27 protein-coding genes and 1 pseudogene are annotated in these 24,293 nt (G+C 61.2%); 19 read left to right on the forward strand and 9 right to left on the reverse strand.

The features are described from left to right. Window positions 1-106 precede the first annotated feature (106 nt). From BM400_RS07580 to BM400_RS07600, 5 genes are all read left to right on the forward strand, one after another. Window positions 107-337 carry a hypothetical protein gene (locus BM400_RS07580; protein ID WP_089838127.1) on the forward strand — a complete coding sequence of 77 codons (231 nt, stop codon included), beginning with the start codon at window positions 107-109 and terminating at the stop codon, window positions 335-337. A 138-nt stretch (window positions 338-475) separates the two neighbouring features. After that, window positions 476-1,153: a MarC family protein gene (locus BM400_RS07585; protein WP_089838129.1), complete on the forward strand. Its 678-nt coding sequence runs from the start codon at window positions 476-478 to the stop codon at window positions 1,151-1,153. Between the two features lie 276 nt (window positions 1,154-1,429). Beyond that, window positions 1,430-2,488: an MBL fold metallo-hydrolase gene (locus BM400_RS07590; protein ID WP_089838130.1), complete on the forward strand. Its 1,059-nt coding sequence runs from the start codon at window positions 1,430-1,432 to the stop codon at window positions 2,486-2,488. A gap of 168 nt (window positions 2,489-2,656) precedes the next feature. After that, window positions 2,657-3,121 carry a hypothetical protein gene (locus tag BM400_RS07595; RefSeq protein WP_089838133.1) on the forward strand — a complete coding sequence of 155 codons (465 nt, stop codon included), beginning with the start codon at window positions 2,657-2,659 and terminating at the stop codon, window positions 3,119-3,121. Window positions 3,122-3,157: 36 nt separating this feature from the next. Beyond that, complete coding sequence (locus BM400_RS07600) at window positions 3,158-4,009, forward strand: rhomboid family intramembrane serine protease (protein ID WP_245781742.1); 852 nt, start codon at window positions 3,158-3,160, stop codon at window positions 4,007-4,009. 104 nt (window positions 4,010-4,113) lie between these two features. Here the strand turns inward: BM400_RS07600 and BM400_RS07605 are convergent, their stop codons facing one another. After that, window positions 4,114-4,503 (reverse strand): helix-turn-helix domain-containing protein, encoded by a 390-nt coding sequence (locus tag BM400_RS07605; protein ID WP_245781972.1) that lies wholly within the window; start codon window positions 4,501-4,503, stop codon window positions 4,114-4,116. Window positions 4,504-4,730: 227 nt separating this feature from the next. Here BM400_RS07605 and BM400_RS07610 point away from each other — a divergent pair, with 227 nt between their 5' ends. Next, window positions 4,731-5,264 carry a hypothetical protein gene (locus BM400_RS07610; RefSeq protein WP_089838135.1) on the forward strand — a complete coding sequence of 178 codons (534 nt, stop codon included), beginning with the start codon at window positions 4,731-4,733 and terminating at the stop codon, window positions 5,262-5,264. 92 nt (window positions 5,265-5,356) lie between these two features. On the opposite strand, the gene BM400_RS07615 is transcribed toward BM400_RS07610, so the two are convergent. The 3 genes from BM400_RS07615 to BM400_RS07625 all read right to left on the reverse strand — a co-directional run bounded on the left by BM400_RS07615 (window position 5,357) and on the right by BM400_RS07625 (window position 8,861). Then, complete coding sequence (locus BM400_RS07615; RefSeq protein WP_089838137.1) at window positions 5,357-5,827, reverse strand: GNAT family N-acetyltransferase; 471 nt, start codon at window positions 5,825-5,827, stop codon at window positions 5,357-5,359. Continuing rightward, complete coding sequence (locus BM400_RS07620) at window positions 5,828-7,132, reverse strand: collagen binding domain-containing protein (protein ID WP_141223840.1); 1,305 nt, start codon at window positions 7,130-7,132, stop codon at window positions 5,828-5,830. It abuts the gene before it with no gap. A 181-nt stretch (window positions 7,133-7,313) separates the two neighbouring features. Beyond that, window positions 7,314-8,861 (reverse strand): FAD-dependent thymidylate synthase, encoded by a 1,548-nt coding sequence (locus BM400_RS07625; protein ID WP_089838140.1) that lies wholly within the window; start codon window positions 8,859-8,861, stop codon window positions 7,314-7,316. A gap of 75 nt (window positions 8,862-8,936) precedes the next feature. Between BM400_RS07625 and BM400_RS21990 the strand changes: the two genes are divergently transcribed. Genes BM400_RS21990 through BM400_RS22465 form a run of 3 tightly spaced genes read left to right on the forward strand, consistent with a single transcriptional unit; the run spans window position 8,937 to window position 10,440 of the window. Continuing rightward, the gene (locus tag BM400_RS21990; RefSeq protein ID WP_175528919.1) at window positions 8,937-9,080 is read left to right on the forward strand and encodes a hypothetical protein; all 144 of its coding nucleotides are present in this window, start codon (window positions 8,937-8,939) and stop codon (window positions 9,078-9,080) included. Window positions 9,081-9,101: 21 nt separating this feature from the next. After that, window positions 9,102-9,614: a hypothetical protein gene (locus BM400_RS21605; protein WP_141223841.1), complete on the forward strand. Its 513-nt coding sequence runs from the start codon at window positions 9,102-9,104 to the stop codon at window positions 9,612-9,614. Window positions 9,615-9,654: 40 nt separating this feature from the next. Continuing rightward, on the forward strand, window positions 9,655-10,440 hold the full coding sequence (locus BM400_RS22465) for a YqjF family protein (protein WP_245781743.1): 786 nt from the start codon (window positions 9,655-9,657) through the stop codon (window positions 10,438-10,440). Window positions 10,441-10,707: 267 nt separating this feature from the next. Here BM400_RS22465 and BM400_RS22910 read toward each other — a convergent pair. After that, window positions 10,708-11,658, reverse strand: a pseudogene (locus BM400_RS22910) (GNAT family N-acetyltransferase); the annotation flags it as partial. Window positions 11,659-11,793: 135 nt separating this feature from the next. Between BM400_RS22910 and fabG the strand changes: the two are divergent. The 3 genes from fabG (at window position 11,794) to recA (ending at window position 14,609) form a co-directional block, all read left to right on the forward strand. Continuing rightward, window positions 11,794-12,543, forward strand: coding sequence for a 3-oxoacyl-[acyl-carrier-protein] reductase (gene fabG, locus BM400_RS07645; protein WP_425432387.1), 750 nt, complete (start codon window positions 11,794-11,796; stop codon window positions 12,541-12,543). A 98-nt stretch (window positions 12,544-12,641) separates the two neighbouring features. Further along, on the forward strand, window positions 12,642-13,286 hold the full coding sequence (locus tag BM400_RS07650; protein WP_089838149.1) for a DsbA family protein: 645 nt from the start codon (window positions 12,642-12,644) through the stop codon (window positions 13,284-13,286). A gap of 252 nt (window positions 13,287-13,538) precedes the next feature. Next, window positions 13,539-14,609, forward strand: coding sequence for a recombinase RecA (gene recA / locus BM400_RS07655; RefSeq protein WP_089838151.1), 1,071 nt, complete (start codon window positions 13,539-13,541; stop codon window positions 14,607-14,609). A 201-nt stretch (window positions 14,610-14,810) separates the two neighbouring features. On the opposite strand, the gene BM400_RS07660 is transcribed toward recA, so the two are convergent. The 3 genes from BM400_RS07660 to BM400_RS07670 form a co-directional block, all read right to left on the reverse strand. Continuing rightward, window positions 14,811-15,452 carry a Spy/CpxP family protein refolding chaperone gene (locus tag BM400_RS07660; protein ID WP_089838153.1) on the reverse strand — a complete coding sequence of 214 codons (642 nt, stop codon included), beginning with the start codon at window positions 15,450-15,452 and terminating at the stop codon, window positions 14,811-14,813. A gap of 197 nt (window positions 15,453-15,649) precedes the next feature. Continuing rightward, window positions 15,650-16,144: an anti-sigma factor gene (locus BM400_RS07665; RefSeq protein ID WP_089838155.1), complete on the reverse strand. Its 495-nt coding sequence runs from the start codon at window positions 16,142-16,144 to the stop codon at window positions 15,650-15,652. 5 nt (window positions 16,145-16,149) lie between these two features. After that, entirely contained in the window at window positions 16,150-16,719 is a 570-nt protein-coding gene (locus BM400_RS07670; protein ID WP_089838157.1) for an RNA polymerase sigma factor, read from the reverse strand. 215 nt (window positions 16,720-16,934) lie between these two features. On the opposite strand from BM400_RS07670, the gene coaD reads away from it, so the two are divergent. The 7 genes from coaD to msrB all read left to right on the forward strand — a co-directional run bounded on the left by coaD (window position 16,935) and on the right by msrB (window position 23,470). Continuing rightward, entirely contained in the window at window positions 16,935-17,423 is a 489-nt protein-coding gene (gene coaD / locus BM400_RS07675; RefSeq protein ID WP_089838159.1) for a pantetheine-phosphate adenylyltransferase, read from the forward strand. 149 nt (window positions 17,424-17,572) lie between these two features. After that, window positions 17,573-18,805, forward strand: coding sequence for a pyridoxal phosphate-dependent aminotransferase (locus BM400_RS07680; protein WP_089838161.1), 1,233 nt, complete (start codon window positions 17,573-17,575; stop codon window positions 18,803-18,805). Between the two features lie 106 nt (window positions 18,806-18,911). Then, window positions 18,912-20,072 carry a mannose-1-phosphate guanylyltransferase gene (locus tag BM400_RS07685; RefSeq protein WP_089838163.1) on the forward strand — a complete coding sequence of 387 codons (1,161 nt, stop codon included), beginning with the start codon at window positions 18,912-18,914 and terminating at the stop codon, window positions 20,070-20,072. 347 nt (window positions 20,073-20,419) lie between these two features. Further along, window positions 20,420-21,865: a phosphoglucomutase/phosphomannomutase family protein gene (locus BM400_RS07690; protein WP_089838165.1), complete on the forward strand. Its 1,446-nt coding sequence runs from the start codon at window positions 20,420-20,422 to the stop codon at window positions 21,863-21,865. Continuing rightward, on the forward strand, window positions 21,866-22,528 hold the full coding sequence (locus BM400_RS07695; RefSeq protein ID WP_089838168.1) for an HAD-IA family hydrolase: 663 nt from the start codon (window positions 21,866-21,868) through the stop codon (window positions 22,526-22,528). 82 nt (window positions 22,529-22,610) lie between these two features. Further along, window positions 22,611-22,814: a hypothetical protein gene (locus BM400_RS07700; protein WP_089838170.1), complete on the forward strand. Its 204-nt coding sequence runs from the start codon at window positions 22,611-22,613 to the stop codon at window positions 22,812-22,814. 77 nt (window positions 22,815-22,891) lie between these two features. Further along, entirely contained in the window at window positions 22,892-23,470 is a 579-nt protein-coding gene (gene msrB / locus BM400_RS07705) for a peptide-methionine (R)-S-oxide reductase MsrB (protein ID WP_089838172.1), read from the forward strand. Between the two features lie 9 nt (window positions 23,471-23,479). Here msrB and kdsB read toward each other — a convergent pair whose 3' ends face one another. Next, window positions 23,480-24,205 carry a 3-deoxy-manno-octulosonate cytidylyltransferase gene (gene kdsB, locus BM400_RS07710; RefSeq protein WP_089838174.1) on the reverse strand — a complete coding sequence of 242 codons (726 nt, stop codon included), beginning with the start codon at window positions 24,203-24,205 and terminating at the stop codon, window positions 23,480-23,482. Between the last annotated feature and the right edge of the window lie 88 nt (window positions 24,206-24,293).

A 24,293-nucleotide genomic window follows, 5' to 3' on the forward strand; every position in this document is an offset into this window, starting at 1 on the left:
GCCGACGATCCTCTCTGCAGGGAAAAGTATCGAAGACGATGAGGCCGCGCTTCAGCACTGTGGAACTGCCCCCTGATAGACTCACCCTTCAAGGAACCAACGAACCATGACCCCTGAACACCAAGCCCTACTCAACGCCAGCATTGACCAGGTCATCGAGATCGAGGCCCTCGATGGAACCCGTTTCCTCGCCACGCCCCTCTTCGTCTACGAGGGAGAGGACAACCCCGACGTCTTCTTCCTCCCCGTCGAGCGTCTCCCCGACGGCACGCTGAAGACCGCGGAAGCCGGCCAATCCATCCTCCTCGAAGACATCCAGGCCGTCCGCAAACCCTGAAGCACCTCCGCGGAAGCGAAACGTCGAGCAACGCGAGGACCGGCACCTCTTGAACCGGCAAAACCGGCATACATGTCACACAGGGACCGCACCGCGCGGAGCGGTCCCGTCCGGCAGGACAGAAAGGGGGGAAGAGTCATGCAAGTCTGGGAGTCGTTCTTACTGGCCTTTTCGGCCCTTTTGCCCCTCATCAATCCCTTCAGTTCGGCCCTGGTCTTCCTCGGTCTGGTAGGCGACGCGCCCCAGCAGACCTACCGCTCCCTCGCGCGCCGCATCGCCATCAACAACGTCATCTTCCTCGCCATCATTGAGCTTCTCGGCTCGGCGATCCTCAAGTTCTTCGGCATCTCGCTGCCCATCGTGCAGCTCTCGGGGGGCATCGTCATCGCCTCCATCGGGTGGTCCGTTCTCAACGAGCCCGACTCCACCGCAAGCATTCGCGATAAACGCGACGAGACAGAAGCCGTCGACGAGTTCGGCACTCGGGCCCTCGAGCAGAAGGCCTTCTACCCCTTCACCTTCCCCGTCACCTCCGGCCCCGGCACCCTCGTTGCGATGCTCACCCTCACCGCCCGCGTCGACAACCACACTCTGACCAACTCCCTCCTCGGTCATCTGGGCATCTTCCTCGCGGTCCTTCTGCTCAGCGGCCTCGTCTACGTCTGCTACGCCTACGCCCCCGCGGTCACCCGGAAAATCTCCCCCGCGACGGCCCACGGCATCCTGCGCGTCGTCGCCTTCATCCTGGTCTGTATCGGCGTTCAGATCGCCTGGAACGGTCTCGCAACGTTGCTCGCAACTGTCCTCAAACACTGACCGTCATTTACCGTACCTCTGGCCACAGAATCCATCCATTTGCCCACGTTTTACCGTCCCGAAAATTGCAGGTAAACCCCGAAGAAACCCAAAGAAAACCCCATAAAAACCCGAAAATGACCACAAAACCCCACAAATGCCAACATTCTGACAAGGAGTGAGTGAGCCATTTCCTGAAATGCTCGCAAAACGTTCGGAATCGACACAATTAACCTCGTCCACACGCCCGATTGCAACCGTTTGTTCCCCCTTCGCGGACGGCGTATTGTTAACCAAATGCGCATGACCGTCCTAGCCTCGGGCTCAAAAGGCAACAGCACAGTCATCTCGTCAGGCCGCACCCGCGTCCTGGTGGACGCAGGGCTCTCCTGCCGGGAGTTGCTGCGCCGCATGGCCATCGCCGGCGAAGACCCAGCCCAGCTCAACGCCATCCTCATCACGCACGAGCACCATGACCACATCGACGGCCTTGCCGTCCTCGCGCGTCGTCTGCGCATCCCCGTCTTCTTCACCGAGCCCACGCACCGGGCCTGGGTTCGGATGCTAACTCCAAAGACCACCATGACTTACGCCAAGTGGCTCGATCATCTGCAAAAGGAAAAGGCAGCCCGTGCGCAAGCTACGACCGCAGCCATTCCCGTGCAGGAACTCGATGCCGCGGCGACGGGCGCGGCTCAGTTTGAGGCGATCGCCAGCATCTCCGCCGAGGCCGCGACGCTCGACCCGCTGGTAAACCACTCCTCGGCGGATGTGGAAGTCGAAGAAAACGAAGACGTTTGCGACGAAGAGGCGACTGCCGCCCTGCCTTCTTCCGTCAAAGCCGATCCGACCTACCTTCCCGCCGTCGAATACTTTCGTGCCGGAACGCCGTTTTCCATCGGAGACATCGATATCTCGCCCTTCACGACGCCGCACGACGCCGCCGATCCCTGCGGCTTCGTCTTTGAGTCCGAGGGAATCCGCATGGCGATCGCGACGGATCTGGGCTATATGCCGCCCAACGTGAAGGCCGCGCTCAAGCGGATTGACGTGCTTTTGCTGGAGTCAAATCACGATCTTGAGATGCTGCGTGACGGACCTTACCCCTGGAGCGTCAAACAGCGTGTACTCTCGCGTGTCGGTCACCTGTCGAACGATGCTACTGCCGAGTTTCTGGCGCGCGACTACGACGGAGGTTCCGCGTACATCATCCTTGGCCATATCTCGGCGTCGAACAACAACCCTGCGCTGGCGCTTCTTGCGGCTGAGCAGGCGATTGGGGGCAGGATGACGCTGCTTGGTAACCGTGTTCTGACCGCCGATCAGGCCGTTCCCATGGAGCCTATCTCGCTCTAAACAAAAGGATCCATAGAAACCGATGAGGGAAAACACTCCAAGCGAGGCGCGATTCCATGAATCTTTCCCTTTCCCCCTCGATCTAAGAGGAATAGAATAAGGCCATCAGCTCATGGCCCGAGCGCACACACAATCTTCGTGAATCCATCGAAGAAAAGGAATCGACGCATGCCCACAACTCACTGCATCGACCCCGTCGTCGGGGCCATTCTGTCCGGATGGAGGTACGACATTTCGGGTCTTTCTCCCGACATGCGCACCGACTACGAAAGTCATCTGAATACCTGCCAGCATTGCCGCTCCAAGGAGCGACTGCACCGCACCATCGACGTGCTTCTGATCTCGGTTTCGACGCTCTCCATCATGGCGTTTCTGCTGGCTGTTTCGGTCATCCACCGCATCGATTCTGCGCTTCACCTAGGTTCGGTCCATGTCCAGTTGATGCGGACGCCGGTGGCGATCTCGCTCGAGGCCGTCGCGTTTGCTGGACTCTTCTTTTCAATGCTGCTTTGGGTTCTGGTCGCCGTGGCGACGCCTCTGCCGGGCTTCCTGAGCGGAATCGTCCTGAGGCGGATTCCGGTCGAGCGCCTTCCTGAAAACCTGCGTGACCGTATCACCAAGAATCACGCCTGATTCTGAGTTTTCATCGTTTTAGCGTAAAACCTAAGCATGTCCTCTCTTCCTCAAGGCGATCCCGATCAAGAGAAGCCCGCGCTGCCTGAAGACAACGGCGCGCGGGACTGGGACCCAAGAAACTACCCCGCAACCTATCTCCTGCTCGCCATCAACATTGGAATTTTCCTCTGGATGAAGCATAGCGGCGTCTCGGCGACGAGCCCGACGCCGGAGGATCTGCTGCGCTTCGGGGCTGGTTCGACGCCGCTCGAAGTGCTGAATCAGGAATGGTATCGGCTGGTGACGGCGATGTTCGTCCACGTGGGCATCCTGCATCTGGCCGGTAACATGTGGTGTTTATGGAACTTAGGGTTGCTCGGGGAGCCTCTGCTGGGTACATTCGGGCTGCTCGCTACCTACGTGCTGACGGGAGCCGCCGGAAACCTGCTCTCGGCTGGGTGGGATGTCTTCGAATCTCTTTGGTATCACCGGCCGTTGGAGAGTTTTGGGGTGTTGGCGGGGGCGTCGGGGGCGGTGTTCGGGATCTCCGGATTGCTGATCGTGCTGCTTTCGAACCGCAGGCTGCGGGCACCGTGGTCGGAGCTGCGGGAGATGCGCCGTGCGGTCATCATCTTTGCGTTCCTGAACCTGGTGATCGGTGCGGCGACGATGTTGCCGCTGAGTCAGATGTTCCCTCAAATCAACAAGTTCATCCCGCTCGACACGGTCCGGATCGACAATTCGGCGCACCTCGGAGGGTTTGGGTTCGGTCTCCTGCTGGGACCCGGGTTGGTGCCGCAGATGACCTCGGGGCGGGTCCTGTACTTGGCGCGTCAGAGACTGGTCTTCGGCTCGGCGGCGTTCGTACTGGTGCTGTTCGGGTACTGGATTTCGAATCTGCGGTAGTCCCTTGAAAGAAAGAAGACTGGATCCAAGAGATAAAGCGGGATAAGCAAAGCCTTTGCTTGTACTTATCCCGCTTTCGGTTTCATCCGGTTTTCCTGCTCTGTTTATCCCAGCGAGGTCTGGGCGAACTTGCGGACCATCGCGAGAAGCAGTTTGCGATCGGAGTCGGAGAGATGCGACGAGTAACGCTGGACCTGCGTGAGGAAGCGGATCTCCTCTTCGCTGAGGTGCAGCGACGACATCTCCTTGCCGACCGTCTCCTCCGCAAAGAACTGAGCCAATTGGAGATCGAGGGCGCGGGCGATCTTTTGCAGGGTCTCGAGCGAAGGGATCGTATGGCCGTTTTCCACGCGCGAGAGGTAGCAGCGCAGGAGGCCGGTACGCTTTTCGATGTCTCCCTGCGACATGCCCTTTTGCAGCCGATAGCCGCGGATTGTAGTCCCGATATTCGAGGAGATGGGGGAATCGATGGGGAGAGTCGCGGTGGAGGTCATAGTTTGTACGTTCGCCATTAACTTGAAAGTAATCACCGGCGTGCCGGCGGTCAAGGTGAAAGGGGATGGCGAGCTGGATGCGCGAACCATCCGTGGTTCATGCGATGGGACTTAGCGGCCAACACCTCAAGTGATCCTTTACCCCTGTGTAGACTCCGAACCACGAAAAACATTAGCAGAGCCAGTATTAGCCAAAGGGTAAACCCTCGGGCCGTTACAATCGGCGCATGGGGCTTACGATTCACTACCAGGGACAGCTTGCTTCGGATGAGGCGTATGTGTCTTTTATTGCTGAAGTTACGGCGTTCGCCGAGGCGCGGAAATGGGCTGTACACGCGGTTGCGGAGGCGGAGCGGGAGATGACGCGATATCTTCAGCCGGAAGACCCGGAAGCCGATGAATATGAAGATGTTTATGTGGGGCCGGTGAAGGGTGTGTATCTTCTGCCGCACCCGGAGTGTGAACCGCTGAGCTTCGAGTTCGATACCGATCTATTCATGCAGGACTTTTGCAAGACCCAGTTTGCCGGGCCCATGGTGCATGCGGCGATTCTCGATCTCTTTCGGAAGACTGAGAACCTGTTTGAGATGTTGGACATACAGGATGAGGCAGACGGTTGGGAAAACCCCGATCCGGGGCATCTGGAGGAGCAGTTTGCCGCGGCAACGGCCGCGATTCAGGAGGCTGCTGAGGAGATGCCGGGGTCTTCGGTCGGGGTGCTGACTCCGAGCGGCCGCATCCTTGATATTCTTGGCGAATAGTGCGTTTTTAGTGCAGTAGAACGTGGGCAAATGTATGGATCGGGTGGTGATTTTGTGGTGCGCGGACGACGCACCCGGTCTTGAGGTGCTCGTCATAGGATGAGGCGGTAGAAGACGACGTCCGGGACGCGGTTGTCGTTGTAGCGCTCTACCCGCTGGAAGCCCAGACGCTCGTATAAGGCATTGGCCTCGGGCATGGCGGCGGGAACGGTGTCGAGGTACATGGTTTCGTAGTTTTGGGTGCGGGCCCAGGCGATGGACTGCTGGATGAGCTTGCGGCCCAGGCTGTGGCCGCGATGGGTGGGGTCTACGTAGAGACGCTTCATCTCGATGCCGCCGGGGATTGGCTTCAGGGCTACGCAGCCGGCGGGCTGGGCGGCTACCTTTGCCAGCAGGATGAGTTTGTAGGGGGCAGGGAGCGCCACGATCTCGTTTTCGAAGCCCTGGATGCAGATGTTCGCGGCCCCGGTGGGATTCTGCGCGAGATAGGCACCATAGGCCCGCATGAGGGTGCGGATGTGGTCGAGGTCGGCTGCGGTGGCGGCTGGTTCGATGGTGGTCATTTACTCGTCCTTCTTGGCTTTCACGGGGACGTCTTCGAGCGAGAAGGTGAGATTGGCGACGTCGCCGTTGGTGACGGTGGCCTTCTGTTCGCCGGGAGCGAAAGATCGCAGGGTTTTGGTGTCGGGGATCTCCATGCCGAAGAGCTTCTTGGTGGTCCCGGTGGGTTCGGTGACGGCTGCCTGCTTGATCTTGAGCGTGTAGTGGCCGCTTGAGACGTAGTCGAAGCGGAAGGTGCCGTCGGTCTGGATGCCGGCCACCTGGAGCTGGGAGAGGGAGGTGTCGGCGTCTTCGCGAAGTTGGACCGTGCCGGAGTTGGCGGTCTTGCCGTCGAGTTTGGCCATGACGGTTCCGGAGAGGGTGTGGAGGCGGCTGAGGGGCATGGTCAGGTCTTCGCCCTTGCGGTCTTCCCGGGTGGCGACAGTGACGGGTTTCGCGTCTTCGGCGCGGGTGGCGTTTCCGCTGTAGACGGTAAGGTGCATGGTGCCGGAGGCTCGGGCGCTGCCGGCGGTGGCGCTGCCGACGGTGAGGATGGCACGGATGAGATAGGGGCCGGGGGCGAGGCCGGAGAGTCGGTAGGTGCCGCGGTCGTCGGTGATGTGGGTGGTCTGGAAGAGCATGTCGGTCATGCCGGGCATGTCGGCGGTGGCGAGGCCCAGGCTGGTGCCGGCGGCGGGAGCGGTCTCGACGCCGGTATAGGGGATGGCGCTGACCTTCCAGCCGGCGGCGGGGCTACCGTCTTCGAAGAGGATGCGGCCCGAGATGGCGGCTCCGAGCTCGAGCCTGAGGTCGAGATGGGCGGATTCGGTGCCCTGGATGCTGATGGTGGGGACGGCGGCGCGGATGCGTTTCTGGACGGCTGGGTCAGGGCTGGCGAGCTCCTCTGCGGTGAAGGCGGCGAGTGGGTCGATGTAGCCGGGGAGGACGGCGTGGACGTAGTAGACGCCGGGCTTGATGCCGCCGAGGGTGTAGTCGCCGTTGGGGCCGACGGTGGCGGAGGAGAGGACGTCGCCGATGGAGGTGAAGAGCTTGCTGAGGCTTCCGGCGGCCGCCCTGGCATCGGGATCGGCTGGGGTCTTTTGATTGGAGTCCTCGCTGAAGAGGGCCTCGGCGCTTTCGGGGTCGACGGGCTTGGCGGGCTTTGCGGCGGCGGCGGGAGGATCCGGGAGGCGCTTGAGGAGGACGTGGGCGAAGCGGGCGGGGCCGCTGGTGTCGGAGAGGGAGACGTGACCAGAGATGGTTTGGGCGTGGGTGAGGGGCACGCACAGGGCAAGGCAGAGAACGACTCTGGGGAGAGTGCTGATCACGGGAGGACTCCTGATGGATCGTATGGGAAGACGGTACACCATGGGGAACGCGAATTTTTGTTTTTGGACGCGGAGGGTTGGGATTTGGGGGCTTGGCTTTGAGTCCCTGGCGGCTCTACCCACCCTGCCCGAGGAGAGTGGGCAAGGGTGGGCAGCCATCGTTTTCGATGCTCCGGTGCTTCTAGCGGCGGAGGAGGTCGATGGGGGTGTTGACGTCTTCGACGCGGAAGTAGGGGGCGAGGGCAGGGTGGCGGCGGGAGGCGGCCTGATACATGTCCCAGGCGACGCGGCGGTAGCTGAAGTGGCCGGCGACTCCGGAGCGGAGTTCGGAGATGTAGAGGGCTTCGGCGAAGTCCATCTTGAACATGGCTCGGCAGCGCATGCCCAGCGGCAGGAGGTACTGGGCGGTTTGGTGGGCTTCGGGGGTACCGGAGTCGCGGACCTGGCGGTAGGCTTCGAGGGCTGCGGTCATGGAGGCCTCGTAGTCGGCGGCCAAGCCGGCTTCTTCGAGTGTGGGCTGGCCGGGGCAGATGGGCTGCTCGTAGCCGTGGAGGTCGGTGAAGCCCTGAAGGAGCTGGGTGCAGCGGCGGTGGCGGTGCATGTCGCGGAAGCCGCCGATGTCCATGAGGAGGTCGAAGCGGAGGCCCTGGCCGGAGTGGAAGGCGCGGAGCAGCTCGTCATGGCGGCCGCGATGCTTCATGCCGAGGGCGATGATCTCGGCGCGCTGTTGCTCGGTGAGTGCGCCCACGGTGCCGCGGAGCTGGCGGTAGGAGAAGTGGCAGTGCGGATAGAGGAGGGAGGTGGCGAGCTCGACCTCGAGGGGTTCGTCGTCTTCGAGGAGGTCGACGACGGGCGCGGGGTAGATAGGCTGGCCATCCATGAGCTCATGCGCGGCGTGTTCAAGCTCGTTGCAGCTCTTTGCCTGATAGTCGGACGGGGTGGCGTATTTGACGAGGGTGGGGGCCGTCTTGACGGGGCGGAGGATTTGCTCGGCGAGACGGGCGGCGAAGGCAGGATCGAGGGCCTGGGCCTCTTCGACGAGCTGGGCGGCGGTGGCGTGCTGGACGTTCCAGGCGGGCTCGCTGGCGGCGTCGCGGAGCTTTTCGCCGATCATGCGGATCTCGCCGAAGGAGCTGGTGAGGAGGCGGGAGACCTGGGTTTCGAGGGTGCGTGCGTTGACGATCTGACCGAGGGACGTGTTGGTCGCGAGGGGAAGGACATAGCGAGCGACGTCGAAGGCGCGTGCCTTGAGAGTGCGGACGTAGGCGTCCTGCTTCATGCTCTCGGGGCAGGGGATGGCCTTTTGCAGGGCTTCGAGCATGCCGGCGCCGATGCGGTCGTAGGCTCCGAAGAGGCCTTCGACGCCTGCGGTGTAGGCGGGGCCGGCGTTGGCAGGGGTATACCAGCCGGACTTGCGGAAGTCCTGGTAGCGGGTGGAGCGCTCCTGGCCGTCCCAGCGCTGTTCGTCCACCAGGGAGATGGCGGCAAGGAGACTGAGTCGCTCGATGGCGAAGGGGATGTGGGCGAGGTCGGCGATGGAGCGGTGGCCGTACTGGAAGTAGAAGGTGTTGAGGAACTGCTCGGCACGCTGGGAGCTGATCTCGGCGAGGGAGTCACGGAGATTGAGGGCGGAGCGGGAGTACTTGGCCATGGCGTAGGCGAGGACTTCTGGCTCGGCGCCGTGGATGGCGTAGACATCGGTGGAGGGGAGCTTGGAGTCCTCGGGCATGGTTGTTCAAGGATACAAGGTCGCCTGTGGAGGAGTTTTCCTTCGTTTGGGGAACCGATATCTTACCGTCTCATCGTGTTCGATCTCGAGGTTGTCGAGTACGTGAATTCGACCGGTGTGTCGCCATCTGGTCCGTGGCGCGGCTCCCTCGACACGACGGCGCGGCTGCGAGTTCTGTGGGCGATTACTCGACTTGCGGCTGGGATGTTGCCTCTGTGAAAGGCGTTAACGGAGGGATCTTTGAGATCAGACTGGATTTCGGTCCCGGATACGGGATTCTATTTCGGAAAAGATGGCGAAAGGCTGGTGATCCTTCTTGCCGGTGGCACGATACGAAGACAACAGGCAGATGTTGAGGCGGCGCAGAGCCATTGGCGTCTCTCCAAGCGGGATGAGAGGAGAGACTCAGCGATGAAAACGGGCCCACGTCCTTTCAGCGATTCCCTTCGAGACGATATGCGAGCGAGTTCGGAGTTTCGCAGGGGGATTCCTGCGGAAGCCTTCGCCGAGATGGCATCCGGAGCATTCGGAAGTGGCAAGATCATGCTTCGCGAGTGTATTCACGGCACGATCGGTTTCACGGCTCCTGGTGCGGCGCTTGAGCGTTCTCCAAAGAGCCTGATGAGGATGCTTGGTCCGCAGAGAAATCCCCAGACGCGTGATCTTTTCCAGATCTTTGCTTACCTGCAAAAGATGGAAGGAATCGTTCTTGAGGTGCGATTCTCGTCCGGTGAAGCTCGCGCAGCAGCGTAAGCAAGGCTCTTGCGTCATGCGTTCAGGGAGAGAATGGGGAATGATGTCCTCGATCCTGATGAGTGTTGCGCACCGGCCTTATCCTCTGCCCTCGGGGCAGTGGCGTTTGACGCAGCGTTGGAACGATCTTTTGTTTGCGCATTGGCCGGTGGCGGTGGAGGAGATGGCGCGGCTGCTGCCGGAGGGATTGGAGGTCGACACTTTCGATGGATGGGCGTGGGTGGGGGTGGTGCCTTTCTGGATGGATAGGGTGAAGACGCGGACGGTGGGGGAGGTGGCGCTGGGGACGCCGGGGGCGAGTTCGTTTCCGGAACTGAATGTGCGGACCTATGTGCGGTCGAAGGCTACAGGGCTGGTGGGGGTGTTCTTCTTTTCGCTGGATGCGGCGAGCCTGCTGGCCGTGGTGGGGGCTCGGACGCTGTTTTCGCTGCCGTATTACTGGGCGGAGATGTCTCGGGTGACCACGGAGGAGGGGGTGGAGTATGCGAGCCGCCGGCTTTTCACGCGGACATCGGCACGGTTCGAGGCGAGCTATCGGGGGGATGGGCCGGTGATGGCGGCGAGTCTCCCGGGGTCGATCGAACACTTTCTGACGGAGCGGTATGCGCTGTTTACGCTACGCGGAGGACGCTTTGCGGTGGGGCACATTCAACACCTGCCGTGGCCGTTGCAGCCGGCCGTGGCGGAGATTCGTTTCAATGACGTCGCCGCGGCGCATGGCATTGCTCTGCCGCTTTGCGCGCCTATCCTGCACTATGCCGGCTCGATCGAGGTGATCCTGTGGGGCCTGCGACCGGATCGCGATGACTGGCTCGTAAGGGTTTGAGTCGGTGGTGGGCGCGTTGTCGCGGGCGAAGGCTACGGCTGCGGGGGCGATGGCGGTACGGGCGGCGAGGGTCTCCTGCGGGAGATAGCTGCCGGCGAGGATGCGAATGGACTCGGGGATATGCTTGCCAGCGCGTTCGCGGTGCAGGATGAAGGTGGCGAGGGCGGACTTGGCGATGGCAAAGAGGCCGCGGGGGCGGTCGATGAAGAGAGACCGGTAGAACTGCGGGATGCAGAAGCGTCCGAAGCTGAGGGAGGTTCCTCCCATGAACTGGAGTGAGGTGTGTCCGCTGCCGATGAGGTGCTCGACCGTGTAGCCGCGGAGAACGAGTGAGAGCGAGAGGTGCTCGTAGCTGGCGTCGTTAAGCTGGGTGAGGACGTGGAAGCGGTTGCCCTGGGTGAAGCCGCTGAGGATGGCGATGAAGGTGCCGTCGGCGGTGCGGAGACCGAAGCGCTGGCATCCGTCGTGGAGCTGCATGAGGCGCGCGTCGCGGGTGAGCCGGAGGGGTTCGGCGGGGAAGTCGGTGGCGGCGTTGAGGCGGACGACGGCGTCGTCGAACTGCTGCTGGGTGAGGCAGGAGACGAACTCAATGCCTTCGGCCTGGGCCTTGCGGGAGTAGTAACGGACGTTCCGGCGGGTGTGTTTGCCGAGGGTGGCGAGGAAGGCGTCGAAGGTGGGGGGAAGGAGCATGCGGTCGCCCGGGGTGAGGGCTTCCATGCATTCGATTTTGAGCTGAGGAATGCGGACCTGGCGCTGGTCGGTGGGGAGGAGGCGCAGGTGAAGTGAGTGGATGCCATGGGAGGTCATGGTCTCAATGGCGCATTTGAGGACTTCGGACTCGTCCTGAGGACGGCAGAGGATGGCACCGCGACCGGCGAAGTCGCCGGCGATGGCGTATCCGGTGCCGATGCTGCGGATGTAGTGTTCGGTGGCGAAGACGACTCCGATGAGGCGGGGGCCACGCCAGCAGGCGATGGAGCAGGAGCGTCGGGTGTCATCGATAGCCGTAAGGAAATGCAGGGGGTTCAGGAGAACATCGTCTTCGACATGGAGCTGTTGGCGGAGAGTCTGGATCTGCTGCCATGCCGCGACAAAGTCCCCGGGCTTGCGCCATAGGCGGCCCTCCATGCGCGACGAAATGGTCTTTTTCGACATAACCCTCATCCTGACTGAGTGAGATGAATTTATCGTCCCCCGGCTGAGTGCTTGCGGTGACATAACGGTAACCTTGGGTAACTTTTGTTCAGGGGATGCCGGTTGCCGGGAGGTTTTTCGATGCGGTCGAGGTGATTTGGGGGAGAGACGGGTGGGATGAGGGCTCCGTATAATCGATGCGAGACGGAGGGACTGATTTTGACGACGACTCTTACCGGGCGCGTGGCGCTGGTGACCGGAGCTTCACAGGGAATTGGACGCGCGTGCGCACTGACTTTGGCGGCGCAGGGCGCTCAGGTGGCGCTGGCAGCACGGAATGCGGAGAAGCTGGCCGAGGTGGCCGCGGAAATTGCTGCGGCAGGCGGTACGGCGCGTGCGTTTGTGCTGGATATTGCGGATGAAGAGTCGATCAAGGCGTGCGCGAAGGCCGTGGTGGCGCACTTTGGGAAGCTGGAGATTCTGGTGAATAACGCCGGGATCACGCGGGATGTGCTGTCGCTGCGAATGAAGCGGAAGGACTGGGACGATGTCCTGACCACTAACCTGACGGGTGCGTTTTTGATGACGCAGGCGGCTATTTCGCCGATGCTGAAGGCGAAGTGGGGGCGAGTGATCAATATTACGTCCGTGGTGGGGGAGACGGGGCAGGCGGGGCAGGCGAACTATGCTGCTTCGAAGGCTGGGATGATTGGCGTGACGAAGTCGCTGGCTCGGGAGCTTGCGGGCAGGGCGATTACGGTGAATGCGGTGGCTCCGGGGTACATTGAGACGGCGATGACGGCTGTTTTGACGGAAGAGCAGAAGACGGGGATGACGCAGCATATTCCGCTGGGGCGGGTAGGGACGGATTTGGATATCGCGCATGCCGTTGCGTTCCTGGCTTCAGAGGAAGCGGGATACATTACGGGGCATACGCTGGATGTGAACGGCGGGATGTATATGGGATAAAGCTGGGCTCGGGTTTCCGGGCCCAGCTTTATTTTGAGATGGCGGTTGGCTTTGTTCGGGTTGGGGCGTCTATTGCTCATTACTGCCGGGAGAATGCCATGCTGAAGCACCTCGCCTCCATCGTTATACTGGGATTTCTGACTCTGATCACGTTTACGTCCGGGGCACAGACGGCGGTGCCGCAGGACCAGATGGGAAAGTTCAAGGACACGTCGATGCTGAAGCCTCCGGCGGGGGCGAAGGTGGCGATCTGGGAGTTTGAGGACCTGGAGTGCCCGTACTGCTCGCATGTGTACCCGATCGTGCATCAGGCGGCGGCACACTACAGGATTCCGATCGTGCGGCATGACTATCCGCTGAGCGAGATTCATGTGTGGAGCTTCGATGCGGCGGTGACGGCGCGGTATTTGCAGGACCGGGTTTCGCCGGATGTGGCGGAGGGGTTCAGGCGGGATGTGTTCGCGGCGCAGAATCGGATTGCGGGGCGCGACGACCTGCAGCGGTTTACGCAGGCGTGGTTCAAGAGCCACCAGCAGGCGTTGCCGTTCGTGATGGATGCGAACGGGGCCTGCAAGAAGGAAGTGCAGGCGGACCATGCGCTGGGGGACCGGATCGGGCGGCTGGCGACGCCGTGCATCTTTGTCGTGACGGAGAAGCGCTGGGTGCAGGTGGTAGATATCAATCAGCTTTACAAGGTGATTGATGTGGCTTTGGCGGAGACTGCGGGGAAGAAAAAGAGCTAAGTTCGCCCTGCGCGGGCGGCGGGGGGGGGCACGCCTCTTTTACCGCTTCGCGTGGCTCTCCCAACGATCGAGCATATTCTGGGTCGGTCACATCGGTATACAGGTCACGAAGTGACATGTGTCCGCGCAGGGCGCTTGTAGTCTCCTTCGCTTTTTCTTTGCTTTGGTGTAGGTGGTGGTGCTAGAATCCGGTCATTCGGCAACACCCCTGGTCCACACCGGCTTCATCGGACCGCTCAAAAGGAGCACTACGTGGCAGATGACCGCAGCAAAGCAATTGAGACCGCACTTTCACAGCTAGAAAAGCAGTTTGGCAAGGGTTCCATCATGCGGTTGGGGTCCAAGGAAGCCATTGGGCCGATTGCGGTGATCTCGACGGGATCGATCTCGTTCGATGCAGCACTGGGTGTGGGTGGCGTGCCGCGTGGACGCGTCATCGAGATCTTTGGTCCTGAGTCCTCGGGTAAGACGACGATTACGCTGCAGATTATCGCTGAGGCCCAGAAGGCGGGCGGTCTGGCGGCGTTTGTGGATGCGGAGCATGCGCTCGATCCAGCGTATGCGCGGAAGCTGGGCGTGGATATCGATAACCTGCTGATCTCGCAGCCGGACTATGGCGAACAGGCGCTGGAGATCGTCGAGGCGCTGGTTCGGTCGAACGCGATCGACGTGCTGGTGGTGGATTCGGTAGCGGCCCTGGTGCCGAAGGCTGAACTCGACGGCGAGATGGGCGATTCGCATATGGGTCTGCAGGCGCGGTTGATGTCGCAGGCTCTGCGTAAGCTGACCGGTACGGTGGCGAAGTCCAGGACTTGCTTGATTTTTATTAACCAGATTCGCGACAAGATTGGCGTCATGTTTGGTAACCCGGAGACGACGACCGGTGGACGTGCGCTGAAGTTCTATTCGTCGGTGCGTATCGATATCCGACGGATTGGGGCGGTGAAGGAAGGCGACGTTGTTGTCGGCTCGCGCACCAAAGTGAAGATCGTGAAGAATAAGGTCGCTGCTCCGTTCCGCGATGCCGAGTTCGACATTCTTTACGGGGAAGGTATCTCGCGGGAAGGCGACATGCTGGACCTGGCGGTGACGCATACCATCGTCGACAAGAGCGGCGCCTGGTACAGCTTCCAGGGCGAGCGGATCGGACAAGGACGCGAGAATGTCCGGAACTTCCTGAAGGAGAACAAGGACATCTTCGCGCGGATCGATGTGGAGCTGCGCAAGAAGATGAATATCGCTCCTTCGACGGCTGCGGTGGTGCCTGAGGCTCCTACCAATGGGGCGGCTGAAGCCACGGCTGTAGTGCGTGGAAAAAAGTAAAGAAAGAGCTTTTCAATCGACGACCCCGCCTCCTTTGTTGGAGGCGGGGTTTTGTTTTGGTGGGAAGAGGAGAGCTGTAAAGGCGGTCTCGCTCCGCTTGATACCCCGCCCTTTGGAATTGGGATCTGTCTCGGAAGAAAGAAAGGCGTCCGTTGCCGGACGCCTTCTTAGCCAAAGAGTGGCAGTGCTGCACATTCGGGACTATTGGGCAGACTCAGCATCGGATGGGGGCATCATGGCCATTGCGGGGCCGTTGGGGACTTCGAGCATGCCCATGCCGGGACGGCCGGGTCCACCGGGTCCACGGTGTTCGCGCTCGCTGTGTTCGTGGAGCTTGGTCCACTGGTCAGGGGTGAGGACGGCGCGGATCGAGAGGAGCATGCCGGCATTGGCTTTCTCCAGGTCGGCGCGGGTGTCGGCGATGCGGCCGATCTGTGCGAGAGCCTTGGCGGAGTCGGGCGGGTTGGCGTTGATAAGGGGCTCAAGCAGGAGTTCTTCTTCTTCGAGCGACGCCTTCATGTGGATGAGCTTGATGCGTGCCTGAAGGAAGATATCGTCCATCTTCTTGGTCTGGTCTGCGGTGAGGCCGATGCGGGTGGCGAGTTCGGGGTTCTTCCACCACATGCCCGGGGGGACGATGCGGCCTTCGCCACGCATGCCGCCGCGCATGCCTTCATGTCGGCCTTCCATGCCGCGGGCCGGGCCACCGGGACCGCCGCCCATGCGACCGTGGGGCTGCTGATCTGGGGCTCCCTGGGCGGGAGGCGGCGGGGGTGCCTGCTGGGCGAAGGCGATGCTGCCGGTGAGGGTGGTCAGGGCGATGAGGCGGGCGATGTGATTCATTTTTCTGGTTCTCCTGGGTGATGGCGATCAATGTTTTGGGTGGTGCGGGCAACAGGCCCGGGGTTCAAGCCCCTTGAAGCGCGGACTGGTATGCGTGTGGGGGTAAAGCCCCACACGCATCCGAAAGGCAAAAGACAAGAAGAAGCCAACGGTAGAACTAGATCCCCTTCGGGGATGACAACGAAAAAGGGCAACCGTTAGTCCTTCTTGCTGGTCGTGGGGGTGACGGTTTTGGTCTGCCCTCCGGTGGGATCCTGGAGGGGTTCGAGGGCTTCGGGGACGGAGGCGGAGAGCTGCTGGTCGATCTCGGTGAGGAGGGCCTCGTCGGACTCTACGGTGTTTGCCGTGGCGGTGATGGCGGGGTGGGCCGCGGGTGGGTGCATGAGGCGTCCGACGGGCAGGATCGCGGCGACGACGGCGACCGAGGCGGCAAGAGCGAAGGTGGCGACCAGGCGGAAGACGGGGCGTTTGGTCGTGGAAGTCAGGAGCGAGGTTCGGGTGTTGTGGTGGAAGAGCTCGGCTTTGGCCATGCTGGTGATAGCTTCGCTGAGCAGGGTGAGAGAGGTGCGCATCTCGGCGACCTCGGCTGCGCAGGAGGGGCAGGCTTCAAGGTGGCGTGTGGCGGCATCGTTGCGGTCGCCGATGAGCAGGGCGTCGAGCTGGCCAGGGGTGAGATGAGAGATTGTGTTCATTTCGTTTAACTCCTTTCTGTGGCGCGTTTGCGCACGGTTTCAAGCGCGCGGTAGAGATGACTTTTTACGGTCGAGACGGGGAGGTTGGTAGCCTCGGCGATCTCGGGAAGTTCAAGCTCCTCGACGAAGCGTAGGAGGAAGATGGTTCGCTGTCGGTCGGACAGTCCGGCGACCGTTTGCCAGATGGATTCGAGCTGCTGGCGGGCGATGAGGCCGGATTCGGCGGAGCTGGCGTGATTCGGGAGCCAGTGGGCGACGTCGGAGACTTCGACCGTGGCGGTTTTCTTCCAGAACTTGAATCGTCCGGTGCGGGTGTGGTCGCGGACGAGGTTGACGGCGATGCGCATGAGCCATGTTTGCGGGGCGCAGTCGCCGCGGAAGGATTCTCGAGCGTTCCAGGCGCGAAAGAAGGTCTCTTGCGTCATGGTTTGGGCGAGGTCGCGATCGCGGATGGAGGCCATGAGGAAGCGGAAAATGCGCACCTCGTAGAGGGCGATCATGGCGTCCATGTCGTCGAAGGTTTGCGACGGCGCGGCTGGAATCTCGAGATCGTGTTCGGCGATGATGGTCTTCATACGAGGGAGCCGGGAACAGGGGATTAAAGATCAGGAAATGCGACTGCAATGGCAGAAGCAGATCCCCTTCGGGAATGACAGCCGAAAACGCAACGGCAACAGCTTCGCGGAGGTGGTTGGACTCTCTCGCTTACACCCTAACTGACGCGCGGGTAGGACGCGGAGCCTACAGGGTAGGCGAAGTTTTCTTCGGGAATCGGTATGCTTCTTTCTGCATGCATACTGTGAAGGCTGTTTATCCCGGAACGTTCGATCCTCTGACCAATGGGCACCTCGACCTGATTGCGCGAGGGGCGCAGATTGTGGATGAGCTTGTGGTCGGTATCCTCCGGAACTCGGAGAAGGGGAATCCGCTGTTTTCGGTTGAGGAACGGCTGGAGATGATCTCGGAGGCGACGGCGCACTTCGGGAATGTGTCGGTGATGACGTTCAACGGGCTTTTGGTGGAGTTTTGCAAGGCTCAGGGGGCGAAGGCGGTGTTGAGGGGAATTCGGGCGATCTCGGACTACGAGTATGAGTTCCAGATGGCCATGATGAACCGGAAGCTGGACCCGAATATCGAGACACTGTTCATGATGCCGGCGGAGAAGTACACGTATGTGAGCTCACGGCTGATCAAAGGGGTGTTTCAGTTGGGCGGGGATGTGACGGCTCTGGTGCCTCCGCTGGTGGTGGAGAGGTTGAAGGCTAAGAACAGGGAATAGGGTTGGCCGTGGGACACTCGGCTCCGTTGGCGAGACAAAGGTGCAAAGCAAGTGGGTCGATTCGTCAAAACAGCAATGGCGGGGATAGGCTTTGCGCTGGTGGGCGTGGGTGGCTTTATCTCGGGAGGCAAATCTGCCACACTAGAAGCATGAGCGCCTCCTCCGCAACCCTCACGACCCCCGTGGCCGCTTCTTCGCCCGCGCGCAAGATTCTGACCGATCGCATCAACCGCATTGAAGTCTCCGCCACGATGGCCATTACGGCCGAGGCGCTGAAGCTGAAGAGCCAGGGTGTCGACCTTGCCGACTTTGGTGCGGGTGAGCCGCACTTTTCGACGCCTGAGCACATCAAGCAGGCCGCGATCGAGGCCATCGAGAAGAACTTTACGCGGTATACGAATGTGGCCGGCGTGCCGGAAGTGCGCAAGGCGATTGTGGACCGTCATGCGGCGGACTTCGGGTCGAGTTATGCTGTCGATGAGTGCGTGTTTACGACAGGCGGAAAGCTGGCTCTGTTCAACGCGATCCAGGTGCTGGTGGACCATGGCGATGAGGTGATTCTGCCGGTTCCGTACTGGGTTTCGTACAAGGACATCATCCAGTACGCTGGCGGCGTTCCGGTGTACGTGGAGAGCCTGGAGAGCGAAAACTTCCGGATCACGGCCGAGATGATCGAGGCGGCGATTACGCCTAAGACAAAGTGCATTATTTTGAATACGCCTTCGAATCCTTCCGGGGCGATTATTGCCCCGGAAGACGTCGAAGCGATCGTTCGCCTGGCGCATTCGCGTGGGATCTACCTGCTGATCGACGAGTGCTATGTGTACCTGACGTTCTCGGGTGAAGTGATCTCGGCGGGCAAGTTCACGGATTGCAAGGAGCACATCATCATCCTGGGTTCGTTGTCGAAGACGTATGCGATGACGGGCTGGAGGGCTGGGTATGCGCTGGGGCCAAAGCCGATTATCGCGGCGATGAGCAAGCTGCAGTCGCAGAGCACGTCGAACTCGGCGAGCATGGTGCAGAAGGCTTCGATTGCGGCCGTGGCGGGTCCGCAGGAGTGCGTTGCGGAGATGCGGGCGGACTACATCAAGCTGCGCGACCGCATCCTGGAGGGTTTCAAGACGATTCCGGGGCTCACGTGCACGGTGCCGCAGGGAGCGTTCTATGTGTATCCGAATGTGTCGGCTTTCTTTGGCAAGGGTGGGATCGAGACAGCGTCGGATGTGGCGGCGAAGCTGCTGAGCGAGGCGCATGTGGTGTGCGTTCCGGGCGAGCCGTTTGGCACGTCGGAGCATATCCGGCTGTCGTATGCAGTGAGCGAGTCGGTCGTCGATGAAGGCTTGAAGCGGATGCGGGAGTTCTTTGCCGGCCTGAAATAGGGTTGTGCTTGACTAGGTTTTACGGGAAGCAATGTTTCAAGATGGCGGCGGGATGGGCTTGAGGTCTGTTCTGCCGCCAAAGCTACGCTGGCTGAGATTAACCCCTATGGATGAGAACCAACCGAAGCATGCAGAGACGGCCGCACCGAAGTTTGCGGCCGTGATTCTGGCGGGAGGCTCGGGAACGCGCTTCTGGCCACGGAGCCGCAAGGCAAGCGCGAAACAGGTGCTGGCGCTGGATGGCGAGCAGACGATGATTCAGCAGACGCTGGAGCGACTTTTGCCTGTGGCGGCCGCGGAAGACGTCTGGGTGATTACGAACAATCTGCTGGATGACACGATTGCGGATCAGCTTCCTGCGGTGCGGCGGGAAAGGATTTTGTCGGAGCCGGCGGCGCGGAATACGGCTCCGGCTTGCGCGCTGACGGCGTTTCTGCTGGAGAAGACGGAGCCGGATACGGTCATCGGCATCTTCCCGTCGGACCAGGTGGTGAAGGACAAGGCCAGGTTTGCGGATATTCTGCGCGCCGGGGTGAAGATTGCGGCCAAGGGCGAGGCGATCGTGGTGTTGGGGATCACGCCGACGCGGGCTGAGACGGGTTACGGGTACATTGAGCTGGGTGGGCCGGTGGAGGGACCGGATGGCGTTCCGGTACACCGCGTGAAGCGGTTTACGGAGAAGCCGAACAAGCACTTTGCGCAGCAGTTTTTTACGTCGGGGAACTACCGGTGGAACGGCGGCATCTTCCTTTGGAGCGCAAGCACGCTGGCGAATGCGATTCGCGAGTATTGTCCAGATATGGCGTTTCAGTTGGAGCGTATTGCGGCGGCGTGGGGAACGGACGAGTTTGAAGAGGTACTGGCGTCGCACTATCCGCTGTGCGAGAACATCTCGATCGACTATGCGGTGCTGGAGCCACGGTCGGCGCGGGGGGAAGAGGCTTCGGGGATCTACTGTCTGCCGGGGGATTTCTCGTGGAACGATCTGGGGTCGTGGGCTGCACTGCATGAGCATGTGGCAGGCAGGGACTTCGACGAGGTGGAGGAGTGCAATATCTTCGAGGCGACCGACCCGCTGCATGTGGAGTTGGATTCGAAGGGGAACTACGTGTTCGCACCGGGCAAGGTCGTGGCTCTGGTAGGCGTTGAGAACCTGGTGATTGTGCAGACCAAGGATGCGCTGCTGATTACGACGCGGGAACGGTCGCAGGACGTGGGCAAGGTTGTGCGGAAGCTGATCGAGGCTGGGCGGGAAGACCTGGTCTAAAAGCAAGGCGTAACGGGGATCAGAAGGATAAAAGCGGGATAAGGACAGGCAACGGCAAGGACTCAGCGGATCGCTGGGTCCTTTGTCCGTTGGGGCTATTCCGTTATGGGACGGGCAGGAAGATGAATTTTACGAAGTGATAGAGGAAGGTATGGGGGTGCTGGCTGGCGTAGGCGCCTGCGAGGCACACGAGCACTATGCCCGCGATTCGGCCCCAGGGAATCGGGTGTGATGTCGATTTTAGCGGCTTCTCCATCGATGACATGCTCTCACATTGGCGAAAGTTGGGTTGGGCAACGTATTCTGGATCGGTCGCTGTTTTCGTGATGACGAGTGTATTGGAGCCTATGACGGATACGAAGAAGACCTCTGCGGTGAAGTTTGGGACGGATGGTTGGCGTGGGATTATCGCTGACGACTTTACGTACGAGAATGTGCGGGCGGCTGCGGCGGCGATTGCGCACTATGTGATCCAGCAGGAAGACCCGGCTGCGGGTGTGTGCATCGGGTGGGATACGCGGTTTGCGTCGCAGGCGTTTGCGCGCGTGGTGGCCGAGGTGCTGGCCGGCGCGGGGATTCCGGTGCAGTTGGCGCAGGGGATTACGCCTACGCCGGCGTTGAGCTATGCGGTGCGGGAGCGGAAGGCGGCGGGCGGCGTGATGATTACGTCCAGCCACAACCCCGCGCAGTGGAACGGCGTGAAGTACAAGGCGAGCTATGGCGGGAGCGGCAAGCCTTCGATTATCTCGGCGATTGAGGGGTATCTGGATGTGCCTCTGCCGGTCGCGGCTACGCCGGCGGCAATTGTCGAGGTGGACTTCAACCCGGAGTACATTGCGGCGATCGAGAAGTTTGTGGACCTGGCGGCGATCAAGGCTTCGGGGTACCGGTTTCTGATCGACACGATGTATGGCGCGGGACACGGGATTATCCAGGGGATCTTTGAGCGTGCGGGGATTCCGTGCGTGGCGATCCGGTCGGAGATCAATCCGAACTTTCCGGGGATCAATCCGGAGCCGATTCTGCCGCATATCGCGGCGACGCAGGTGGCGGTGGTTGCCGAAAAGTGCGATGCGGGCCTGATTACGGATGGCGATGCGGATCGTATTGGGTCGGTGGATGAGCATGGCCATGTCGTCGACGCGCATAAGATCTTTGCGATTTTGCTGTACTGGCTGCTGGAGCGGAAGAAGTGGCCGGGGGATGTGACGCGGGCGTTCAACACGACGAAGATGCTGGACCGCATCGCGGCGAAGTATGGACGCGTGCTGCATGAGCATGGGATCGGGTTCAAGTATGTGTGCGACCTGATGCTGGAGAAGGACATTCTGATCGGCGGCGAGGAGTCGGGCGGTGTGGGGATCAGCCGGCATCTTCCGGAGCGGGATGGGTTGTTGAACTCGTTGCTGCTGGCCAATGTGATGGCGGACGAGAAGAAGACGCTGGGTGAGCTGGTGCAGGCGCTGCAGGATGAGTTCGGCGAGCATCAGTATGGGCGCATCGATATGCATATCGACGAGGCGTTGAAGCAGAGTGCGATTACGCGGGCGCGGGCGGGGCTGACGGAGATTGCGGGCTTCAAGGTGCTGAACATGGAGACGCTGGACGGGATCAAGTTCTTCCTGGAAGACCCGGACTGCGCGGCGAGGCCGAATGCGGCGGAGACGTGGCTGCTGTTACGGGCTTCGGGGACGGAGCCTCTGTTGCGGGTGTACTGCGAAAGTTGCTCCGTTGCTTCGGTGGAGCGGATTCTGGCGGCGGCGAAACAGTTTGTGTTGGAAGGCTCGGTTTAAATGATTGTTGAGACGCAGGGGATTCTGTTCGACAACGATGGAGTGCTGATTTCGTCGATCGGGTCGGTGGTGCGGTCGTGGCGGAAGTGGGCGGCGATGTACGACGTTCCGAACGCGGATGGGTACGAGGTACCGCATGGCGTGCGGGCGATGGATGTGATCAAGGCGCTGAGGCCCGATATCGACGCGGCTGCGGGGCTGAAGGTGATCGAAGACATTGAGCTTGAGGATGTGGCGGATCTCGAGGTGCTTCCGGGGGTGAGGGCGCTGCTGGCGAGCCTTCCGGCCGATCGCTGGGCGATTGTGACTTCGGGGACGCGGCGTCTGATTGAGGGGCGCCTGAAGGTCGCACAGCTCCCGCTCCCGGAGCGTCTGATTACGGCCGACGACGTGGTGAACGGCAAGCCGGATCCGGAGCCTTACCGGAAGGGTGCGGCGCTGCTTGGTTTCGCAAGCGCGGACTGCATTGTGGTTGAGGATGCTCCTTCGGGTGTTGGGGCTGGAATCGCGGCGGGGAGTCGTGTGCTGGCAGTGCTGGGCACGCATTCGGCCGAGGAGTTGAGCGCAGCGACGTGGGTGGTGCGGTCGCTGGCGGATGTGAGGGTGACGGAAGTGGATGGAGTGCTATCGGTGGAGTTCGAGCCGGTGAGCATTGGGGGCTGAACGTTTGTTGGTGGCGCGTAGGTAATGTGCCGTTTCGCTGAGTTTATGGATTATTAACACCTTCTGGTGCTAGTGTTCCCGGATGTGTTGCGAGCGATATCAGGCCCTGGAAAAGATCGTCGAGGATGCTCTTACGGAGCGAGTGGCGGCGGAAGAGGCGTTAACGGGGACGACGCCACCATTTCCGCGGCGGGAACAGAACTTTATTCATGCTGTGATGGTCTGGTATGAGGCTGTGCTGGCTCTGGCTCGGCATCGCGAGACGTGCGCCGAGTGCAGTGGGTGAGTCTATCGGGGGGTCTGAGGAGTGGGTGCTCCTGTAACCTCCAGGGGGCTGGAGCATCTTACGGATGAGGTGACATCATGCCGATCTCCAATTCGTTGAGCCGCAGGGTCTTTTTCGCTACCGCCGCGACAGCCGTGGCCGGGTATGTGCTGTTGGAAAGGCATGCCGTGCTTGCGGCACCGTCTGCCCCGAAGAATCCGGAGGGACCGGTGACGGTGGTGCAGTTTGGAGATGATGGGAAGGCCGTGGGGAAGGTGACGGTTCCGCGGGTGATCAAGACGGATGCGGAGTGGCGGAGTCAGCTTTCGCCGCTGTCGTACGACGTGACCCGCCGGGAGGGGACCGAGAGGCCGTATACGCACAACATGCTGGACGTGCATGATGCCGGACTGTTTCGGTGTATCTGCTGCTTGAACGCGCTTTTTTCTTCGACGACGAAGTTCGATTCGGGAACGGGATGGCCGAGCTTCTGGGAGCCGATCGCGAAGGAGAACATGGTTGAGATTACGGACCGGAGCTTTGGGATGGCGCGGACGGCGGTGTCATGCCGGGAATGCGATGCGCACCTCGGGCATGTATTCGATGATGGGCCAGCTCCTACGGGGCTGCGGTACTGCATGAATGCAGCGGCGATGAAATTTGTGAAGACAGCGTAGCAGCCGGATTTATCGGGCGAGAAGGATCTGCTCGACGCGGCGGAGATCCTCTTCGGTGTCGACCCCTACGGTGTCGTAGTCGGTGGGTTCGACGTAGAGGGAGAAGCCGTTTTCGAGGAAGCGGAGCTGCTCGAGCTTTTCGGTGCGTTCGAGCATGGACGGGGACAGCGACGGGAAGCGGTTGAGGGCTTCCTTGCGATAGGCGTAGAGGCCGATGTGCTTCCAGTAGACGGCGCTGCCGGTTGCGTCACGGTCGTAGGGGATGGTGGCGCGTGAGAAGTAGAGGGCGCGTCCGTCGGTGGCGGTGACGACCTTGACGGCGTTGGGGTTGGTGACGTTTTCGGGGGTGCAGAGGACTTTCAGGGTGGAAACTTCGACGTGGGGGCGGGCGAATGGCGCCAAAAGGGAGGCTACGTGCTCGGGTTTGAGCATGGGCTCGTCGCCCTGGATGTTGACGTAGATCTGGGCGTCGATCTGCTGGGCGACGGCGTGGACGCGGTCGGAGCCGCTGGGGAGATCGGGCGAGGTGAGCTGGCATGGCCAGCCGTTGGTGTGGCAGAGGGCGGCGACTTCTTCGGAGTCCGTGGCGATGACGAGGTCATCGAGCTGGGGGCATGCTCGGGCGGCCTCGTAGACCCAGGCGAGCATGGGACGCCCCGCGACCTCGCGGAGAACCTTGCGGGGAAGGCGGGTGGAGGCCAGACGGGCGGGGATGACACCTAATGTTTCGAGCAAATCGTTTTCCTTGGAGGGCCGAGCGGTAGGCTTCGAGCGATAAATCAAGTATCATTGATCTTGGCACAAGGAATGGTTCGGCGGATGT

It is taken from the genome of Granulicella pectinivorans, from assembly GCF_900114625.1.
Classification (GTDB): domain Bacteria; phylum Acidobacteriota; class Terriglobia; order Terriglobales; family Acidobacteriaceae; genus Edaphobacter; species Edaphobacter pectinivorans.

Bases quoted from the DNA above. Each gene is read 5' to 3' on its own strand.
- BM400_RS07600 (WP_245781742.1), top strand. From the start codon at position 3,158: ATGTCCTCTCTTCCTCAAGGCGATCCCGATCAAGAGAAGCCCGCGCTG.
- BM400_RS07650 (WP_089838149.1), top strand. From the start codon at position 12,642: ATGCTGAAGCACCTCGCCTCCATCGTTATACTGGGATTTCTGACTCTG.
- BM400_RS07585 (WP_089838129.1), top strand. From the start codon at position 476: ATGCAAGTCTGGGAGTCGTTCTTACTGGCCTTTTCGGCCCTTTTGCCC.
- BM400_RS07610 (WP_089838135.1), top strand. From the start codon at position 4,731: ATGGGGCTTACGATTCACTACCAGGGACAGCTTGCTTCGGATGAGGCG.
- BM400_RS22465 (WP_245781743.1), top strand. From the start codon at position 9,655: ATGATGTCCTCGATCCTGATGAGTGTTGCGCACCGGCCTTATCCTCTG.
- BM400_RS07685 (WP_089838163.1), top strand. From the start codon at position 18,912: ATGGATGAGAACCAACCGAAGCATGCAGAGACGGCCGCACCGAAGTTT.
- BM400_RS07590 (WP_089838130.1), top strand. From the start codon at position 1,430: ATGCGCATGACCGTCCTAGCCTCGGGCTCAAAAGGCAACAGCACAGTC.
- BM400_RS07690 (WP_089838165.1), top strand. From the start codon at position 20,420: ATGACGGATACGAAGAAGACCTCTGCGGTGAAGTTTGGGACGGATGGT.
- BM400_RS07695 (WP_089838168.1), top strand. From the start codon at position 21,866: ATGATTGTTGAGACGCAGGGGATTCTGTTCGACAACGATGGAGTGCTG.
- BM400_RS07680 (WP_089838161.1), top strand. From the start codon at position 17,573: ATGAGCGCCTCCTCCGCAACCCTCACGACCCCCGTGGCCGCTTCTTCG.
- BM400_RS07605 (WP_245781972.1), bottom strand. From the start codon at position 4,503: ATGACCTCCACCGCGACTCTCCCCATCGATTCCCCCATCTCCTCGAAT.
- BM400_RS07665 (WP_089838155.1), bottom strand. From the start codon at position 16,144: ATGAACACAATCTCTCATCTCACCCCTGGCCAGCTCGACGCCCTGCTC.
- BM400_RS07595 (WP_089838133.1), top strand. From the start codon at position 2,657: ATGCCCACAACTCACTGCATCGACCCCGTCGTCGGGGCCATTCTGTCC.
- BM400_RS07700 (WP_089838170.1), top strand. From the start codon at position 22,611: ATGTGTTGCGAGCGATATCAGGCCCTGGAAAAGATCGTCGAGGATGCT.
- BM400_RS07670 (WP_089838157.1), bottom strand. From the start codon at position 16,719: ATGAAGACCATCATCGCCGAACACGATCTCGAGATTCCAGCCGCGCCG.
- msrB (WP_089838172.1), top strand. From the start codon at position 22,892: ATGCCGATCTCCAATTCGTTGAGCCGCAGGGTCTTTTTCGCTACCGCC.
- BM400_RS07625 (WP_089838140.1), bottom strand. From the start codon at position 8,861: ATGCCCGAGGACTCCAAGCTCCCCTCCACCGATGTCTACGCCATCCAC.
- BM400_RS07660 (WP_089838153.1), bottom strand. From the start codon at position 15,452: ATGAATCACATCGCCCGCCTCATCGCCCTGACCACCCTCACCGGCAGC.
- coaD (WP_089838159.1), top strand. From the start codon at position 16,935: ATGCATACTGTGAAGGCTGTTTATCCCGGAACGTTCGATCCTCTGACC.
- BM400_RS07580 (WP_089838127.1), top strand. From the start codon at position 107: ATGACCCCTGAACACCAAGCCCTACTCAACGCCAGCATTGACCAGGTC.
- BM400_RS07615 (WP_089838137.1), bottom strand. From the start codon at position 5,827: ATGACCACCATCGAACCAGCCGCCACCGCAGCCGACCTCGACCACATC.